The organism is Erwinia typographi (assembly GCF_000773975.1).
GTDB classification, from domain to species: Bacteria; Pseudomonadota; Gammaproteobacteria; order Enterobacterales; family Enterobacteriaceae; genus Erwinia; species Erwinia typographi.
The window spans coordinates 18,718-33,238 of the sequence record NZ_JRUQ01000039.1 but is presented as its reverse complement, the minus strand read 5'-3'; the positions used below and the strand labels follow the sequence as shown (position 1 = coordinate 33,238).

The following is a 14,521-nucleotide window of genomic DNA, read 5'->3' as shown; positions in this document are numbered from 1 at the left end:
ATCAGACCGGCATCCAGCGACGTTCCAGCGCGGAAACGGCTATCGCCTCCAGCACTTTCGACACCTGTAGCCCCTCGGCAAAGTCAGGCCACATACGGTCATTGGCGGCGATGCCGTTGATCAGGTCGCGGATTTCCACCGTTTTCTGATCGTTAAAGCCAATGCCGTGTCCGGCTGAGATGCAGAAACTGGCATAGTCCGGGTGCGCCGGGCCGGTGAGGATGGTTTTGAACCCCTGGCGACCCGCCGGGTCGTCATGGATATACAGCTCCAGCTCGGCCATTCTTTCCTGGGTATAGCGGAGAGTGCCTTTGGTGCCGGTCACCACGTAGGTCAGCCCCATTTTGCTGCCGCAGGCAATGCGGGAGGTTTCAATCACACCGTGCGCGCCGTTGGTAAAGCGCAGGAGCGCGCTGGCCTGGTCCTCGTTTTCCACCTCGCGAAGTCGCGACGGGTCTTTCGGGTCCGGACGCTGTTTAATCACCGTCAGCATGTCGCCGGAAACTTCACTGATGTTGCCAACCAGGAAGTGAGCCATATTGACGATATGCGCGCCCAGGTCTCCCAGCGCGCCCAGCCCGGCCAGAGCCCGCTGGCAATGCCAGTCCAGCGGCGTGTTCGGACTGGCCAGATAGTCTTCGTTGTGGGTGCCATAAAAATGCACCACTTCGCCAATTTCGCCCCTGGCGATAATTTCCTTCGCCAGCTGGCTGGTAGGGTTTTTCATGTAGTTAAAGCCCACCAGCGTTTTTACCCCCGCCGCTTCGGCCGCCCGCGTCATCTCCTCGGCGTCAGCCACATCCAGCGCCAGCGGCTTTTCTGAATAGACGTGCTTACCGTGGCGGATCGCCTCCAGCGCCATCTCCTTGTGCAGGAAGTTAGGCGCGCAGATATCCACCACGTCGATATCCGGATCGGCAACCAGCTCGCGCCAGTCTCCCGTCGATCGTTTGAACCCCAGCAAAGCCGCCTGCTGCTTCGCCACCTCAGGATTGACCTCAGCGACCATCTCGCGCACGATTTCGCCCTTCAGCGAAAACACGGTAGAAGCCTGAGCATAGGCAATAGCATGGCAGCGTCCGATATAGCCGGTACCAATCAGTCCAATTCTGACCTTTTCCACAGCGGTTCCTTACAGGTTTGCGAAGTATTTTGTGGAATGTATATTTCATAATTTCGTTTCACAACGGGAAAATGAAATAAACGTGATCATTCTGACGAAAGTCGCTGTAACGGATGCTGCAATGGCGGATCGCTATGCGGGATTCCGCTGAGACAGTCTGACTTGCGTAACGGAACCGCCGAAGTGAACGGGAGGGATGTAAGCCCAATTAGCCGGTAATTAATGAAAATTTCCGCAAAATGCTGTTTTATTCAGCAGTCAAAAAAAAAGCTGCAATCAGGCTTTGACATCCCCCTGCCCACTGGATATTATGCGCCCCGTTCCAACAATTCCTCTGTAGTTCAGTCGGTAGAACGGCGGACTGTTAATCCGTATGTCACTGGTTCGAGTCCAGTCAGAGGAGCCATATTATTGTTTTCATGCTTCCCCGTGAGTCCTTATCAATTTTTTATTCAACAGGTTAGCGTGAAAATCTTTCCCGATGCGTATCTGGTTTTCCCGGCGCATCCGGCGAAATTGGTGGTCTGATTTGGGGTCATTCAGTTCGATAATGGAATGACCACCACATGTCCCTTTCCGACGCGAAAATTCGCAGCATTAAGCCTTCTGATAAACCCTTTAAACTGACCGATTCGCAGGGTCTGTATCTGCTTGTCAATCCTTGCGGCTCTCGCCTCTGGTATCTCAAATACCGCTTCAACAGAAAAGAATCCCGCATTGCATTAGGCGCATATCCGCATATTTCACTTTCCGACGCCCGTCAGAAACGCGACGGCATCCGCAAGCTGCTGGCGCAGAATATCAATCCGGTACAGCAGCGCGTTTCTGAAAAAGCCGCCGCTTCACCGGAAAAATGCTTTAAGGCCGTGGCGCGGGCCTGGCATAAAACCAACAAAAAATGGTCGGCTGACTATGCGGAACGCATTCTCGCCAGTATGAAAAACCATATCTGCCCGGCAATTGGTCATCTGCCTGTCACGATGCTAAAAACGCAGCATTTCACGGCGTTGCTGAAAGTTATTGAGGATAAAGGCTTTATGGAAGTCGCGTCCCGTACCCGGCAGCAGCTCTGCAACATCATGCGTTATGCCGTGCAGCAGGGACTCACCGAGAGTAATCCAGCGCAGCATCTGGAAGGCGTTACCGCTCCTCCGGTTAAAAATCATTACCTTGCCCTGCCTCCAGAGCGGTTAGCCGAACTGCATAACGTATTGTATTAAATGAAATTTAATACAATTTACATCTTTTAAGAAAACCCGGCAACAGCCAGGTTTGTTCTGAGGACTACTTTGCTGGGTTTTGTGCTGTTTCTTGTCTAATCTCTTCAATCGTGTCGCGCATGTTACTCAGACATTCTGCGGCTGGAGTTCCAGCCTTTTCCAGCACTGGTTCTGCCTTCGAGAAATACTCCTCAACCTTCATCTGATTTGCATGTGTGATTAAAGGTATACCGCATACCATTGATGTACCGAACCGCTGCTTTAAGGGGTCGGTACTCTTGTCCAGCGCGTTGGTTGCGTTAATTACAGAAACTGGGTCTTTAATAAGCGCCATGCTAAGAGCCGTCGTCAGTTCTTCTGTATGCTCAGCGTCAAGGGTATCTCCAATACTGTCAATTTTCCCCGGAAATGCATGGAGCGTTTTGTTGTCTGCCTGTTCTATCATTTGAATATAAACTTTCCATTCGTTTGATGATGCCATGCAGGAGGACGAGATAATGCAGGCGGTCAGCAAGATGGTTCGCCAAATCATCTTACCACCTCCAGCGTTTTATCTGTCGATTGGATGATTTTTGTACGGGTGACTGGCCCAAGTATTATGCAGCCCTCAGAAGCGAATCCAGGTACTTTCGGCGGCTTCCTCTCGCCGTGGATGCGAAACAAAGAACGGCCATAACTTTCGCCAGATGTTTGCGTCAAATTTATGGTAAATGGCCCTTTTGTACTGGTATGCCCGCCAATATGCCAGGTGCCGCGAGGAATTGGCCCCATTCCTCTAACATGCTGCCGGTCCGGATTATTTTTGTTAGTCAGATTACCCGAATAACCTTTGCCGATTAACTTACCGTTGTGCCATAGCTCGCCGGTACTTTGAGAGTATGTCCATGCCATGTGCCGTGCTCCTTATGCCGTGCTGCGCTCTTTCCAGGAATCAGAGTGGATAATATTGCCGTCCAGATATTTCCAGATGATTTTCTCATACGTCATTTCGAATACTTCCAGATGATCGTGGCGTTCGTAGTCCGGGTCTTTAACATCTTCCATAAAGGGTACAACACAGGTAATCCGGGCATTCTCAAGAAGTACGTTAAAATATTCATCTTCCTGTCCGGCGCAATTAATTCGATAGAATTTCAGCTCTGCGGATTTTAATCGTTTTCCTGAGCTAACGAATTGATAAAGGTACGGGCTGGAAGAGTCCAGCGCTTTGGTGAGAATAAAGGGTGCATGTTCGCGAGTTGCGGTTATCTTGCCGGACAGGTCATCCGTGGGGAGTGACACGCTGTGAGCCAGCGCGGTGATCTCTATGCTTCCCTCACGTTGATGTACGTCTACAGAGCCTTTGACAGGGTTTCCGCCATCGTCCTTTAACCATAAATAAACAGGTATAGCCATTCAGCGAACTCCTTTTCTGTGCCAGAGAGGATAATTATTGCCTTCTCTTCCAATATGAATGAGTCACCTCTTGAAATTTATTGATATACATCAAAAAACTCATTTTTTTATTTTTCTTTTTGAACAAAAGTATTTTCCCGTGAGATGCCGATTTTTTCTGTCACAGAACCCATAGTTTCACCTTGCAGGATAAGCGTCAGGGTTGCTGGCGTTCTGGGATGAATTTTTCTGACAAACTAACGCATGATGCAAGTGCCATAATACTTCCGTCATTGGTGCGATCCAGAATGCGCTCAGCCTGAGCGACAGCGACCATTATTTCTGCCACATCGAAAGTACGCCTGTTCGTCCTCACCCGATTTAAACTGCACCAGACTCCTGCCCTCTGATATTGCAGGGCTGCACCAGCTGTCAGCGAATTAACAGCGAACTGCATCAGCGGCCCTTTTAAGCCCTTTGGCCCTTTCCGGTCTGGCGCTGTTACCCTTGGCAACACCGTGCGTCTGGCTTACATTCATAAAGCTGAGCATCTGGAAGCCCGCAAGGCGATAATGCAGGGGTGGTCGGATCATCTTGATACTTGCCATAAATCTTATGTACCACCGTATATTCCAGGTAGGAAATAGAGTAATTCTACGACCTGACTATTGAATCGACAGTCTCAACATAGTAGAGCCATAGCAGGATCGACTACTGGCTTGCATGAAGTGGAATGGATTGTTGTGCAAAAAACCCAGTCCGGGAAATAGACGTAAAGCTATGTCGATGTTCGCCGGAGATACGTTCCTGCGGCTTTAGTCCAGGCGCAACGCACTGAAAAGAATTGTGGCAGAGGTCGGTCATGGCTGTTGTAAGGAAGAAAGTGGCGTTCATTCGGTACTCTATCGTATAGCTCAAAAAGATTGTACCTCTCAGAAATTCTAAAACCGGAAATGCATAATTGAATTGAACACTAGTCCAGTTATGAATATGAAAATATCAAAATCAACGAGTATGGATGAGATGAGTCGGCGAAAGCGGCGCCCTGGCACCGCTTTTGTTTCAAGGTATAAGTAAAATCTTCGCAGCTGAAACCTGCTGTGATTCCAGATCGGAAAAGGCTTGTTCACCTTCGCTAAGTGGCCGCGATTCCACCCAACCAAGCTCACCAAGTGCCCCCTCTTCCAGCATCGACAGAGTGAGGCAGAAATCGTCCATGGTGTAGGTATAGGTGCCCAGCAGCGTGATCTCGCCAAGCGTGATTTTTCGCATATCTATCTCGCTAGCCCACGCTTGCAAGCCAATATGCATGATCACCCCACCTGGTTTTACTGCCTGAATAGCCATCTGACGTGTTGCAGCCGCACCCACAGCATCAACCACCAACTGATGACTCGACTCGCTGATGCTGGTTTCCATTGGGTTAATACTGACGCAACCGGTATAGCGCTCAGCCGCCTCAGCACGCAGCGCATTGGTCTCTGCCAGAGTGATGTGACGACAGCCCCATGCCCGCAGCACTAATACCGTTAACAAACCTATCGCACCGCCACCAATCACCAGCGTTCGCGTTTCCGCCAACGGTTGCGTTAACGTCCGCTGGGTTAAACGCATGGCATGAACTACGGTTGCCGCCGGTTCAGTCAGCGCCGCATGCTGGATAGAAATACCAGCTGGCAGCGGAACCACCGAACGAGCAGGAATGGCCATGAACTCAGCAAACGCGCCAGGCCAATCCATTCCTACCATATGACGGTCGCTGCATAAATTATCGCGCCCCTGGCGGCAGTATTCACACTTCCCACAGGTAATCAGCGGATTGGCGGTGACACGATCGCCAGGTAGAAAACGCGGCGACTGACTCTCCACAATTTCTCCTGCCAGTTCATGGCCGAGAACCAACCCTGGCTGTCGGCGTGGGTCCTGGCCATGAAAAGCATGCATGTCAGAGCCACAAATGCCCGCAGCACCAATGCGGATCACTACTTGCTCACACCCGTCTCCCAGCAGCGGGTAGGGGCGTTCTTCTATGGCCATCTGATAAGGACGGCTGTAAATCAACGTTTTCATAAGCCCTCACTTAATCAGGACAGAATTTGTCACCGCAACCCGACCTGCGCCGTGTGTTTGTCGCCACAGATAGAGTGCACATGCAGCGCTGGTCAGGCCGATAATCAACACATAGGCACAGATGAGCCACGGACGACCACCGAGCATGTTAGAGAATAGCGTTGCCAGCACCGGTGTCAGACCCCCTGCAAACACGCCGGAAATCTGATAGGCGAACGAGATACCGGTATAGCGCACCGATGCATCAAAACACTCAGCATAGACCGATGAAAGCGTGCCAAACACGGCGGCATGGAAAATGCCAAACGGGATCACAATGGCAGCCCATACCAGCCAGATGTTGTCCGGATGGTTATGCATCAGGGCAAACGATGGAAACGCCGACAGTGCTGAAAGCGTTGCCCCCATGGCAAAGATGCGCGCACGCCCCCAGCGATCCGCCATGTAGCCCCAGAACGGGATAAAAAAGCTCATGACAAAGGCGCTGGCGAGGATCGCGACAATGGCTTGATCGCGCGGAATATTCAGGTTTTGCGTCAGATAAGTCAGGGAAAACACGCCAAAAATATTGAAGAACACACCGTCAATCAGCCGCATCCCCATACAGGTAAACACCAGTTTTGTGTTATTTCGGAACAGCTCCACCAGCGGGATGCGTTTCGGTGCATACTGACGCGCCTCCTGCGCTTTGAGAAAATCTTCGGTTTCTGCGACGTTTTTACGGATGTAAGTGCCGATGATCACAAAGACACCGCTAAGTATAAACGGCACGCGCCACCCCCACGACATAAAGGCCTCATCGGGCAGCAAAAACGAAGCCAAACCAATCGCACCTGACGCCAGCAGCAGGCCAAGGGACATTCCAATTTGCGGAATACTGGAAAAGAAAGCGCGATGATTTTGCGGTGCAGATTCAAATGTCATTAGCACCGCTCCCCCCCACTCGCCACCTAATCCGATACCCTGAATTAATCGACACAGAATCAGTAAGCACGGTGCCCACAGACCAATTTGGTGATAGCCAGGAATAAGCCCGATCACCACGGTAGCCCCCCCCATGATCACCAGCGTCAGGATCAGCATCTTTTTTCGGCCCAGCGTATCGCCGAAATGGCCAAAAATGATGGCACCTAATGGCCGGGTTAAAAAGCCAATGGCAAAGACGCCGTAAGAGAGCAGCGTGGTGATAAAGGGGTCGCCTTCCGGAAAATAGAGTTTGTTGAACACCATTCCCGCGACTGTGCCGTAAAGGAAAAAGTCATACCATTCTATAGTCGAACCAAACAGGCTCGACAACGTGACGCGTCGCAGATTGCCGGCAGCAGGTGTTTGCATGATGTATTTCTCTCCACATAAGTGTTGATTCAGATAGCGCTGTAACCGCCATCCACCATCAATATTTGCCCGGTGATATAGGCACTGGCGTCACTGGCAAGCAGTAATGTCGCGCCCTGTAAATCGTTCATTTCGCCATTGCGCCCCAGACAAGTTCGCGCGGCATGTCGCTCACGAATGGTGGGGTCGGCAAAAACGGGGCCGGTCAGTGCGGTAGGAAAGAAGCCCGGACCGATAGCGTTACAGGTGATGCCGTCACGTCCCCATCGCTGTGCGATCGCGCGGGTAAGCTGAACAATGCCTCCTTTGCCCGCGCCGTAGGGTGCGCTGTTATCAAAAGCGCGGTGTGATTGCAGTGACGCGATATTGATGATGCGCCCCCAACCGCGCTGTGCCATACGGGGCGCCAGCGCCTGAGTAAGAAAAAACGGGGCTTTAAGATGGAGCGACAGCTGCTGATCCCAATCTGATTCTGTTACCTCTTCGAATGGCTGGCGCAGATTAACGCCTGCAGCATTCACCAGAATATCGGCATCTGCACTTTCACGCGCCAGAGCGTGTAATGTCGCCATCTGCGTCACGTCGGCACAGCAATAACGCGCCTGCGCACCCTGCTGAATCAATTGCTGTGTGGCTTCAGCCAGCTGCCCCTCGCGCCGCGCCGCAAGAACGATTTGCGCGCCTGCTGCAGCCAGCGTTTGCGCGATAGCAAAACCGATGCCGCTGCCACCGCCGGTTATCAGCGCGGTTTTGCCCGTTAAGTTGAATAATGTTGCCGCTTGCATCGCAACCTCCTTAGCGCGTAACAGGTGAACCAAGCTGGAATGATTGACCCGCGAAGTATTTCGCGAGACGCACCTCGGCCGTGCGCGCATGTGCCTCCATGCCCTCCATGCGTGAAATACGCGCGGTGGTTTCGGCAATCTGCGGTATGGCATCGCGGGGCATCTGCTGCCATGTCAGGGTCTTGAGGAATTTGTGAACGGAGAGTCCACCGGAGTAGCGTGCTGCGCCCTTAGTAGGCAGGACATGATTCGGTCCGCTGCACTTATCCCCAAATGCCACCGTGGTTTCTTCGCCGAGGAACAGCGAGCCGTAACAGCTGAGCGCATCTCGCCACCAGTTCAAATCGCGGGTATGTACCTCAAGATGTTCGGAAGCGTAACGATCGGAAACTTCCACCACCTCTTCGCGACTGTCGCAAACAATCACTTCGCCATAATCGCGCCAGGCGCAGCTCGCTGCATCGCGAGCTACCGGCGGCAGTTCGGCAATCAGCCGTGGGACTTTGAGCATCACCGCGTCAGCCAGTTCGCGTGATGTGGTAAACAGCCACGCAGGGGATTCATGACCATGCTCCGCCTGACCAACAAGATCGCTGGCAACGATGTCGGCATCAGCGCTTTCATCGGCAATCACCGCCACTTCTGAAGGTCCGGCAAAGACATCAATGCCCACCTGACCAAACAGCGTACGTTTCGCCTCAGCAACGAATTTATTGCCCGGTCCCACCACAACATCCGCCGCCTTACCGCTAAACAACCCCCACGCCATACTGGCAATGGCTTGTACACCCCCCAGCGTCATAATGGTATCCGCGCCAGCACGGTGAAAAGCGTAGAGCACGCAAGGATGAATACTTTGGCTCAGATAGGGGCCTGAACAGGCTATAATGTTCTTTACCCCAGCCGCTTTGGCAGTGGCCACGCCCATGTAAGCGGAAGCTATGTGCGCATAGCGACCAGCCGGTGCGTAACAACCTACGCTGGTCACCGGCAGCACCTTTTGTCCGGCCACAAGACCTGATGGCAGCGTCACCTCAAAATCCTTGATGGATTCACGCTGCGCACAGGCGAAGGTGTAAACCTGTTCAATGGCGTAGTCGATATCCTTTCTGACTTCCGCTGGCACATCGCGCACCTGCATCGCGATTTGTTCCGGTGTCAGGATGATGTCGCCTTTCCAGTTATCAAGTTTCCTGGCGTATTGCCGCACTGCCTCTTCACCCTGCGACTTAATCGTGGCGAGCATCTCTTCCACCACCTGCCGCGCTTCAGGCGTGTTGGATTCCGGTGATTTAGTTGCTTTCTTTAACCAGGTAACTGACATACGCATCTCCAGACAAAATTAAAGGTGAAATCATGTGTCATATATATGACTGCATTTATCTATAGTGAGCATGTGTAAATAGTGCAAAATCGAATTGAACAAAAAGTGATCGCGATCGACTTCAATCCGCAAAACTCATAAGGCGATCACATTTTAACCACATGGCTTTAAGCCTTAGAAATTAAACCATTATAAATCACCACTTTAACTGATTAGAGATTTGTCCTCTCATCTCCTGCTTTCATCTATTCCTGCATTCGTGAAGCCGCTCGCAAAAAAGTCGGCAAAATCGAAATAAATTTTGCCATCTCAATTCATCTATAATATGTCATATATATGAGTTCATTTGTTGTTCGACAATCGGAGGCTGTAATGAGTATTGATTTCGTGGTTCACGATGATGGCGACTCGGTAGGAGTCGTGGTAGTGGAAGGGATCGAGGCCGGTCAAACCCTGACAGGCTGGATAATGGATCAAAACAAAACCATTGAATTTGCAGTAAAAGATGCCATTCCAATCGGCCATAAGCTGGCGATTCGCGATCTGGCGATAAATGACACCGTGATCAAATACGGTGAAGACATTGGCCGTGTCGTGGCGACAATCCAGCAGGGCGAGCATCTGCACGTACACAACGTTAAAACTAAAAGGTGGTAATGATGGAAATCAAAGGACGTCAGTTTGCTGGCTATCGCCGTGAAAATGGTCGTGTCGGTATTCGTAATCATGTGATTGTGCTACCGGTGGATGATATCTCCAATGCAGCAGCAGAAGCGGTGGCAAACAATATCAAAGGGACCATAGCGCTGCCCCATCCTTATGGTCGCCTGCAGTTCGGTGAAGACCTGGAACTCCATTTCCGCACCCTGATTGGTACGGGTTGCAACCCGAATGTGGCGGCAGTAATTGTGATTGGCATCGAGCCAGGCTGGACTCAACGCGTGGTTGACGGCATTAAAGCCACGGGTAAACCGGTAGCCGGTTTCTGGATCGAGCAGAACGGAGATCACAACACCATTTGCGCCGCCTCACGCAAAGCGCGGGAGTTTTCACAATATGCATCTGAACTGCAGCGGGAAACTTGCGACATCAGCGAGCTTTGGGTATCGACCAAATGCGGCGAGTCTGATACGACCTCGGGATGCGGTGCTAATCCTTCTGTGGGCAACCTGTTTGACCGCCTGTATGAAAACGGTAACACCCTGGTCTTTGGCGAAACCTCCGAGCTGACCGGCGGCGAACATCTGGTGGCTGCGCGCTGCGCCAATGACGATGTGCGCCAGAAGTTCCAGTTCATGTTTGATCGCTACAGCGCAATGATCGACCGCTGGAAAACCAGCGATCTTTCGGAATCGCAGCCCACCAAAGGCAACATTGAGGGCGGGCTCACGACCATCGAAGAGAAAGCGCTGGGCAATATTCAGAAGATCGGTAAGAAATGTCGGGTCGATGGCGTACTGGATAAAGCAGAACCCCCCACCAGACCCGGGTTGTGGTTCATGGACTCCTCATCTGCGGCAGCCGAAATGGTCACGCTGTGCGCGGCGGCCGGTTATGTAGCGCACTTCTTCCCGACCGGCCAGGGGAATGTCATTGGCAACCCGATTTTGCCGGTCATCAAAGTGTGTGCGAATCCACGCACGGTGCGCACCATGTCAGAGCATATCGATGTGGATGTCTCAGCCGTGCTGCGCCGCGAAATGAATATGGATGGGGCCGGGGATGCGCTGCTTGAGTCACTGTTGCGTACCGCTAACGGGCGACTCACCGCCGCTGAAGCGCTCGGCCATCGTGAGTTTGTCCTGACCCGTATTTTTGAAAGTGCGTAACATACCTGCCCGCCATCAGTGGCGGGCGTCATCTCTTTACTCGCCTGCGGCGGCTTCCCGAGCGCCGGTTCGCAGCCGCCAGGCTTCGCGAGGACAACCCAATGCGAATGCTCAAGCACCTTTACGTCCAGGTTCTTATTGGCCTGGTCGCCGGAGTTGCTGTGGGGTACGCCTTTCCTGATTTTGCCGTTCAGATGAAACCCCTCGGCGATACCTTTATCCGTCTGATAAAGATGATCGTGACCTTAGTGATTTTCTGTACCGTGGCGATTGGTATTGCAAGGATGGAGAGCCTGAAGCAGGTCGGCAAAGTCGGCGGCAAGACGCTGATCTACTTTGAAGTGGTCACCACGCTGGCGCTGATTATCGGCATGGTGGTGGCCGATGTGATCAAACCAGGCGCAGGCATGAATATTGATGCCAGTAAGCTGGACGGCAGCACCGTAAATCATTACGTTAGCATCAGTGAGCACAGTAAAGGCTTCCTGGAGCAGATAATTCCAGACTCGGTGATTGGCGCCTTTGCCCAGGGGAACTTACTCCAGGTACTGTTGTTTTCGGTGCTGTTTGGGGTTGCGCTCTCGCTGGTTTCGCAGCGCAGCGCCTTCATCACCAAAACGATCGAGCAGTGCGGCGAAGTCTTGATGCGGATTGTCGAGCTCATCATGCGCCTGGCACCGTTGGGTGCCTTCGGTGCCATCGCCTTTACCGTGGGTAAATATGGCCTCACCTCCCTGCAACACCTTGGCATGTTGATTGTCTGTCTCTATATCACCAGTTTTCTGTTTATTGGCGGCGTACTGGGTCTGATTTGTAAACTGGTCGGCGTCAACCTGTGGCGGCTCATCCTCTATTTCCGGGAAGAGTTATTAATTGTGCTGGGCACCTCAACCACCGAATCGGTACTGCCGCGCCTGATGGTAAAAATGGAGACGTTGGGGTGCGACCGCGCCATTGTCGGGCTGGTATTGCCGACGGGATACTCATTTAACCTTGATGGTGCAGCGATTTACCTCACTATGACTTCGCTATTTATTGCTCAGGCCACCAATACCGACCTGACGCTGTGGCAACAAACTGGCCTGCTATTGATTCTGTTGCTCACATCAAAAGGTGGCGCAGGCGTTGCGGGGGCGGCGCTGATAGCGTTAACCGCCACACTGGCAACCCATAACATTATTCCGCTGGCAGGTATCACGCTGGTGCTGGGCATTGATCGCATCCTCAATGAGATGCGCGCCGTCACCAACATGATCGGTAATGTGGTGGCGACGCTGGTGATCGCCCGTTGGGAAAAGAAACTCGATCTGGCACAGCTACATGAACAGCTACGACAGGGGCCGGGGGTGATCGTTCTGCCAGAACAGCAAAATGTCGACACGCCGATGTCGGCCACACGAGAAGAGAGGAGTACATTGCAATGAGTCATGTGACGCTGACGGTAGAAGAACTCAGCATTATTGCTCAGCAGGCACTACGAAAATCCGGCGTCAGCCCTGTATCAGCGGCGGATACCTGCGCCGCATTGATGGCAGCCGAGCAAGCTGGCATCGCCTCTCACGGCTTTGCCAGACTGCCGTTCTATCTCGATCAGCTGGATAGCGGTAAACTGAAGCCAGATGCGCAGTCCGTGCTGGCAGAGTATGGCAGCGTGGTGAATGTTGATGCCGATTCCGGTCTGGCGTTTCCTGCGGTTCAGCAAGGTCTGGATCGCGGGAGCGCCTTAGCACAGCATAGCGGTATTGTGGCTGTGGCGATCAGACGCTCACACCACTTCGGCATGGCAGGTTATTACGCTGAACAGGCTGCGCGTCAGGGCTTAGTTTGTCTCGCGTTTAGCAACGGACCGGCTGCGATGGCACCCTGGGGCGGCAATATCCCACTGTTTGGCACCAACCCTATTGCTTTTGCTTCGCCACGAGAGAACAAGCCTCCGCTGGTGATTGACCTGTCACTCTCTGAAGTCGCGCGCGGTAAGATTATGCTGGCAAGCCAGAAGCAAGAGGCTATTCCGCTGGGCTGGGCGCTGGACAGAGAGGGGCATCCCACGCAGGATGCTGACGCCGCACTAGAGGGCAGCATGGCACCAGCGGGCGGTACGAAAGGGGCGGCGCTGGCACTGATGGTTGAACTGCTCACCGCTGGTCTGACTGGCAGCAATTATGGTTTTCAGGCCAGTTCATTTTTCAATACCGAGGGAGGACCGCCACATATTGCACAGTTGCTGCTATTGCTGAACCCCGCGTTTTTCTCCGCAGGATATTTGCAACACAGCGAACAGTTGTTTGCAGCCATGCTGCAGCAACCCGGCGTGCGCTTGCCTGGAGAACGTCGTCAGGCAGTAGCGCAGCAAAACAGCACGCAGATTTCATTGCCAGCTGCTTTGCTTGAGCAGCTGCGAATCAGAGCTGGTTAAAGTAGGCGTGGTGGCGCGTCATCACAGTGGATACACGATACTCCATAGCTTTATCCTGGAAATCCCGCGCAATGCGGTAGATGCGCAGCAGTGCCTCCCCCTCTTCCGCCTCCAGATGCAGGACTTCATCCGGTCCTGCATTTACCGCTTTGATTTGCTCATGCGCATTGGCAACGGTACAGGCATATTTCTGCTGGTACAGTTGGTAAAGCGTGTTCGGCAGGATGTCAGGTTCACGATCCATGCCTGGGAAGCGTGCTGCATCAATATAGACGTGTTCAAGAATGGCGGGAGCACCATCCAGGTCACGCACGCGCCAGATATGGATAAGCTTACTGCCAGGCTCAATATCCAGCGCCAGCGCTTCTTCTTCTGATGCGGTGCGCAGATGACGCGCCAGCACTCGCGACAGCGGCAGTGAACGCTCGCCATTTTCACGCAGGATATTAAAAAACCGAAATAATGCGCTATCGGAATCATGTGCAGCAACCACCGTGCCTTTACCCTGGTAGCGGATAACCACGTTGTTACTCACCAGCTCATTTAAGGCCTTACGCAAGGTACCAATGCTGACATTATAGGAATCTGCCAGACTCGCCTCGCTGGGGATATAAGTGCCTGCTGGCCATTCGCCGGAGGCTATTCTTTCCAGCAATAGCTGGCTGATTTGCAGATAAAGCGGTTGAAAGACGGCGGATTTCATTTCAGCCGATAAAGGAATGTCCTGACTCATGATGTCTCCCTCACTAAGAACGACATAGGGCAATGCTGACTATTCATACTATGACATATAGAGGAGTTCGGAGCATCCTGATCGCGTTTAATCACGCTATTCAGCTGGTTTTTTATTGTTACTCTTCAGCACGGCTCACGTTTTTGCTCTGAGATGCGTGATTTTTATCTCGCTACACTGGCCGTGAATTCAATTAATTATCTGATAATACTCCAGTATTAACTTAATCCTGAGTGGCGCTGACGCAGAAACCTTGTTCCCGATGGGTCTATATCTGATATTCAGATTAGCGATAACGTTATAATAAATTAT

13 protein-coding genes, 1 tRNA gene and 2 pseudogenes are annotated in these 14,521 nt (G+C 52.4%); 7 read left to right on the top strand and 9 right to left on the bottom strand.

Annotated features, from left to right (window positions below):
- Position 1 precedes the first annotated feature (1 nt).
- Positions 2–1,123: a Gfo/Idh/MocA family protein gene (locus NG99_RS12910; RefSeq protein ID WP_034893294.1), complete on the bottom strand. Its 1,122-nt coding sequence runs from the start codon at positions 1,121–1,123 to the stop codon at positions 2–4.
- Between the two features lie 330 nt (positions 1,124–1,453).
- Here NG99_RS12910 and NG99_RS12905 point away from each other — a divergent pair.
- Positions 1,454–1,529 (top strand) — tRNA-Asn (locus NG99_RS12905).
- Between the two features lie 160 nt (positions 1,530–1,689).
- Positions 1,690–2,325: pseudogene (locus tag NG99_RS12900) on the top strand (tyrosine-type recombinase/integrase); the annotation flags it as partial.
- Positions 2,326–2,407: 82 nt separating this feature from the next.
- Here NG99_RS12900 and NG99_RS12895 read toward each other — a convergent pair.
- The 3 genes from NG99_RS12895 to tssD are packed head-to-tail and all read right to left on the bottom strand — an operon-like array spanning position 2,408 to position 3,738.
- Complete coding sequence (locus NG99_RS12895; protein ID WP_034893292.1) at positions 2,408–2,875, bottom strand: hypothetical protein; 468 nt, start codon at positions 2,873–2,875, stop codon at positions 2,408–2,410.
- Positions 2,872–3,234 (bottom strand): tlde1 domain-containing protein, encoded by a 363-nt coding sequence (locus tag NG99_RS12890; RefSeq protein WP_034893289.1) that lies wholly within the window; start codon positions 3,232–3,234, stop codon positions 2,872–2,874. Before NG99_RS12890 ends, NG99_RS12895 begins: the two co-directional genes overlap by 4 nt.
- Before the next feature lie 12 nt (positions 3,235–3,246).
- Complete coding sequence (tssD, locus tag NG99_RS12885) at positions 3,247–3,738, bottom strand: type VI secretion system tube protein TssD (protein WP_034893287.1); 492 nt, start codon at positions 3,736–3,738, stop codon at positions 3,247–3,249.
- Positions 3,739–4,229: 491 nt separating this feature from the next.
- On the opposite strand from tssD, the pseudogene NG99_RS29980 reads away from it, so the two are divergent.
- Positions 4,230–4,364: pseudogene (locus NG99_RS29980) on the top strand (integrase); the annotation flags it as partial.
- A 415-nt stretch (positions 4,365–4,779) separates the two neighbouring features.
- Here NG99_RS29980 and NG99_RS12880 read toward each other — a convergent pair.
- From NG99_RS12880 to hpsN, 4 genes are read right to left on the bottom strand one after another with little or no spacing between them, the layout of a single operon-like run.
- On the bottom strand, positions 4,780–5,787 hold the full coding sequence (locus NG99_RS12880; RefSeq protein ID WP_034893286.1) for an alcohol dehydrogenase catalytic domain-containing protein: 1,008 nt from the start codon (positions 5,785–5,787) through the stop codon (positions 4,780–4,782).
- A 6-nt stretch (positions 5,788–5,793) separates the two neighbouring features.
- Positions 5,794–7,122: an MFS transporter gene (locus tag NG99_RS12875; RefSeq protein WP_034893284.1), complete on the bottom strand. Its 1,329-nt coding sequence runs from the start codon at positions 7,120–7,122 to the stop codon at positions 5,794–5,796.
- A gap of 29 nt (positions 7,123–7,151) precedes the next feature.
- A complete protein-coding gene (locus NG99_RS12870; protein WP_034893282.1) occupies positions 7,152–7,907 on the bottom strand; it encodes an SDR family NAD(P)-dependent oxidoreductase in 756 nt (251 codons plus the stop codon).
- Positions 7,908–7,917: 10 nt separating this feature from the next.
- Entirely contained in the window at positions 7,918–9,231 is a 1,314-nt protein-coding gene (gene hpsN / locus NG99_RS12865; protein ID WP_034893279.1) for a sulfopropanediol 3-dehydrogenase, read from the bottom strand.
- A 372-nt stretch (positions 9,232–9,603) separates the two neighbouring features.
- On the opposite strand from hpsN, the gene NG99_RS12860 reads away from it, so the two are divergent.
- The 4 genes from NG99_RS12860 to NG99_RS12845 all read left to right on the top strand — a co-directional run bounded on the left by NG99_RS12860 (position 9,604) and on the right by NG99_RS12845 (position 13,476).
- Positions 9,604–9,888: a UxaA family hydrolase gene (locus NG99_RS12860; protein WP_034893276.1), complete on the top strand. Its 285-nt coding sequence runs from the start codon at positions 9,604–9,606 to the stop codon at positions 9,886–9,888.
- Positions 9,889–9,890: 2 nt separating this feature from the next.
- Entirely contained in the window at positions 9,891–11,060 is a 1,170-nt protein-coding gene (locus NG99_RS12855) for a UxaA family hydrolase (protein ID WP_034893274.1), read from the top strand.
- A 101-nt stretch (positions 11,061–11,161) separates the two neighbouring features.
- Complete coding sequence (gene dctA, locus NG99_RS12850; protein ID WP_052130692.1) at positions 11,162–12,484, top strand: C4-dicarboxylate transporter DctA; 1,323 nt, start codon at positions 11,162–11,164, stop codon at positions 12,482–12,484.
- On the top strand, positions 12,481–13,476 hold the full coding sequence (locus NG99_RS12845) for an Ldh family oxidoreductase (RefSeq protein ID WP_034893271.1): 996 nt from the start codon (positions 12,481–12,483) through the stop codon (positions 13,474–13,476). Before dctA ends, NG99_RS12845 begins: the two co-directional genes overlap by 4 nt.
- On the opposite strand, the gene NG99_RS12840 is transcribed toward NG99_RS12845, so the two are convergent.
- Entirely contained in the window at positions 13,463–14,209 is a 747-nt protein-coding gene (locus NG99_RS12840) for a GntR family transcriptional regulator (protein ID WP_052130691.1), read from the bottom strand. The genes NG99_RS12845 and NG99_RS12840 overlap by 14 nt on opposite strands.
- Positions 14,210–14,521 lie beyond the last annotated feature (312 nt).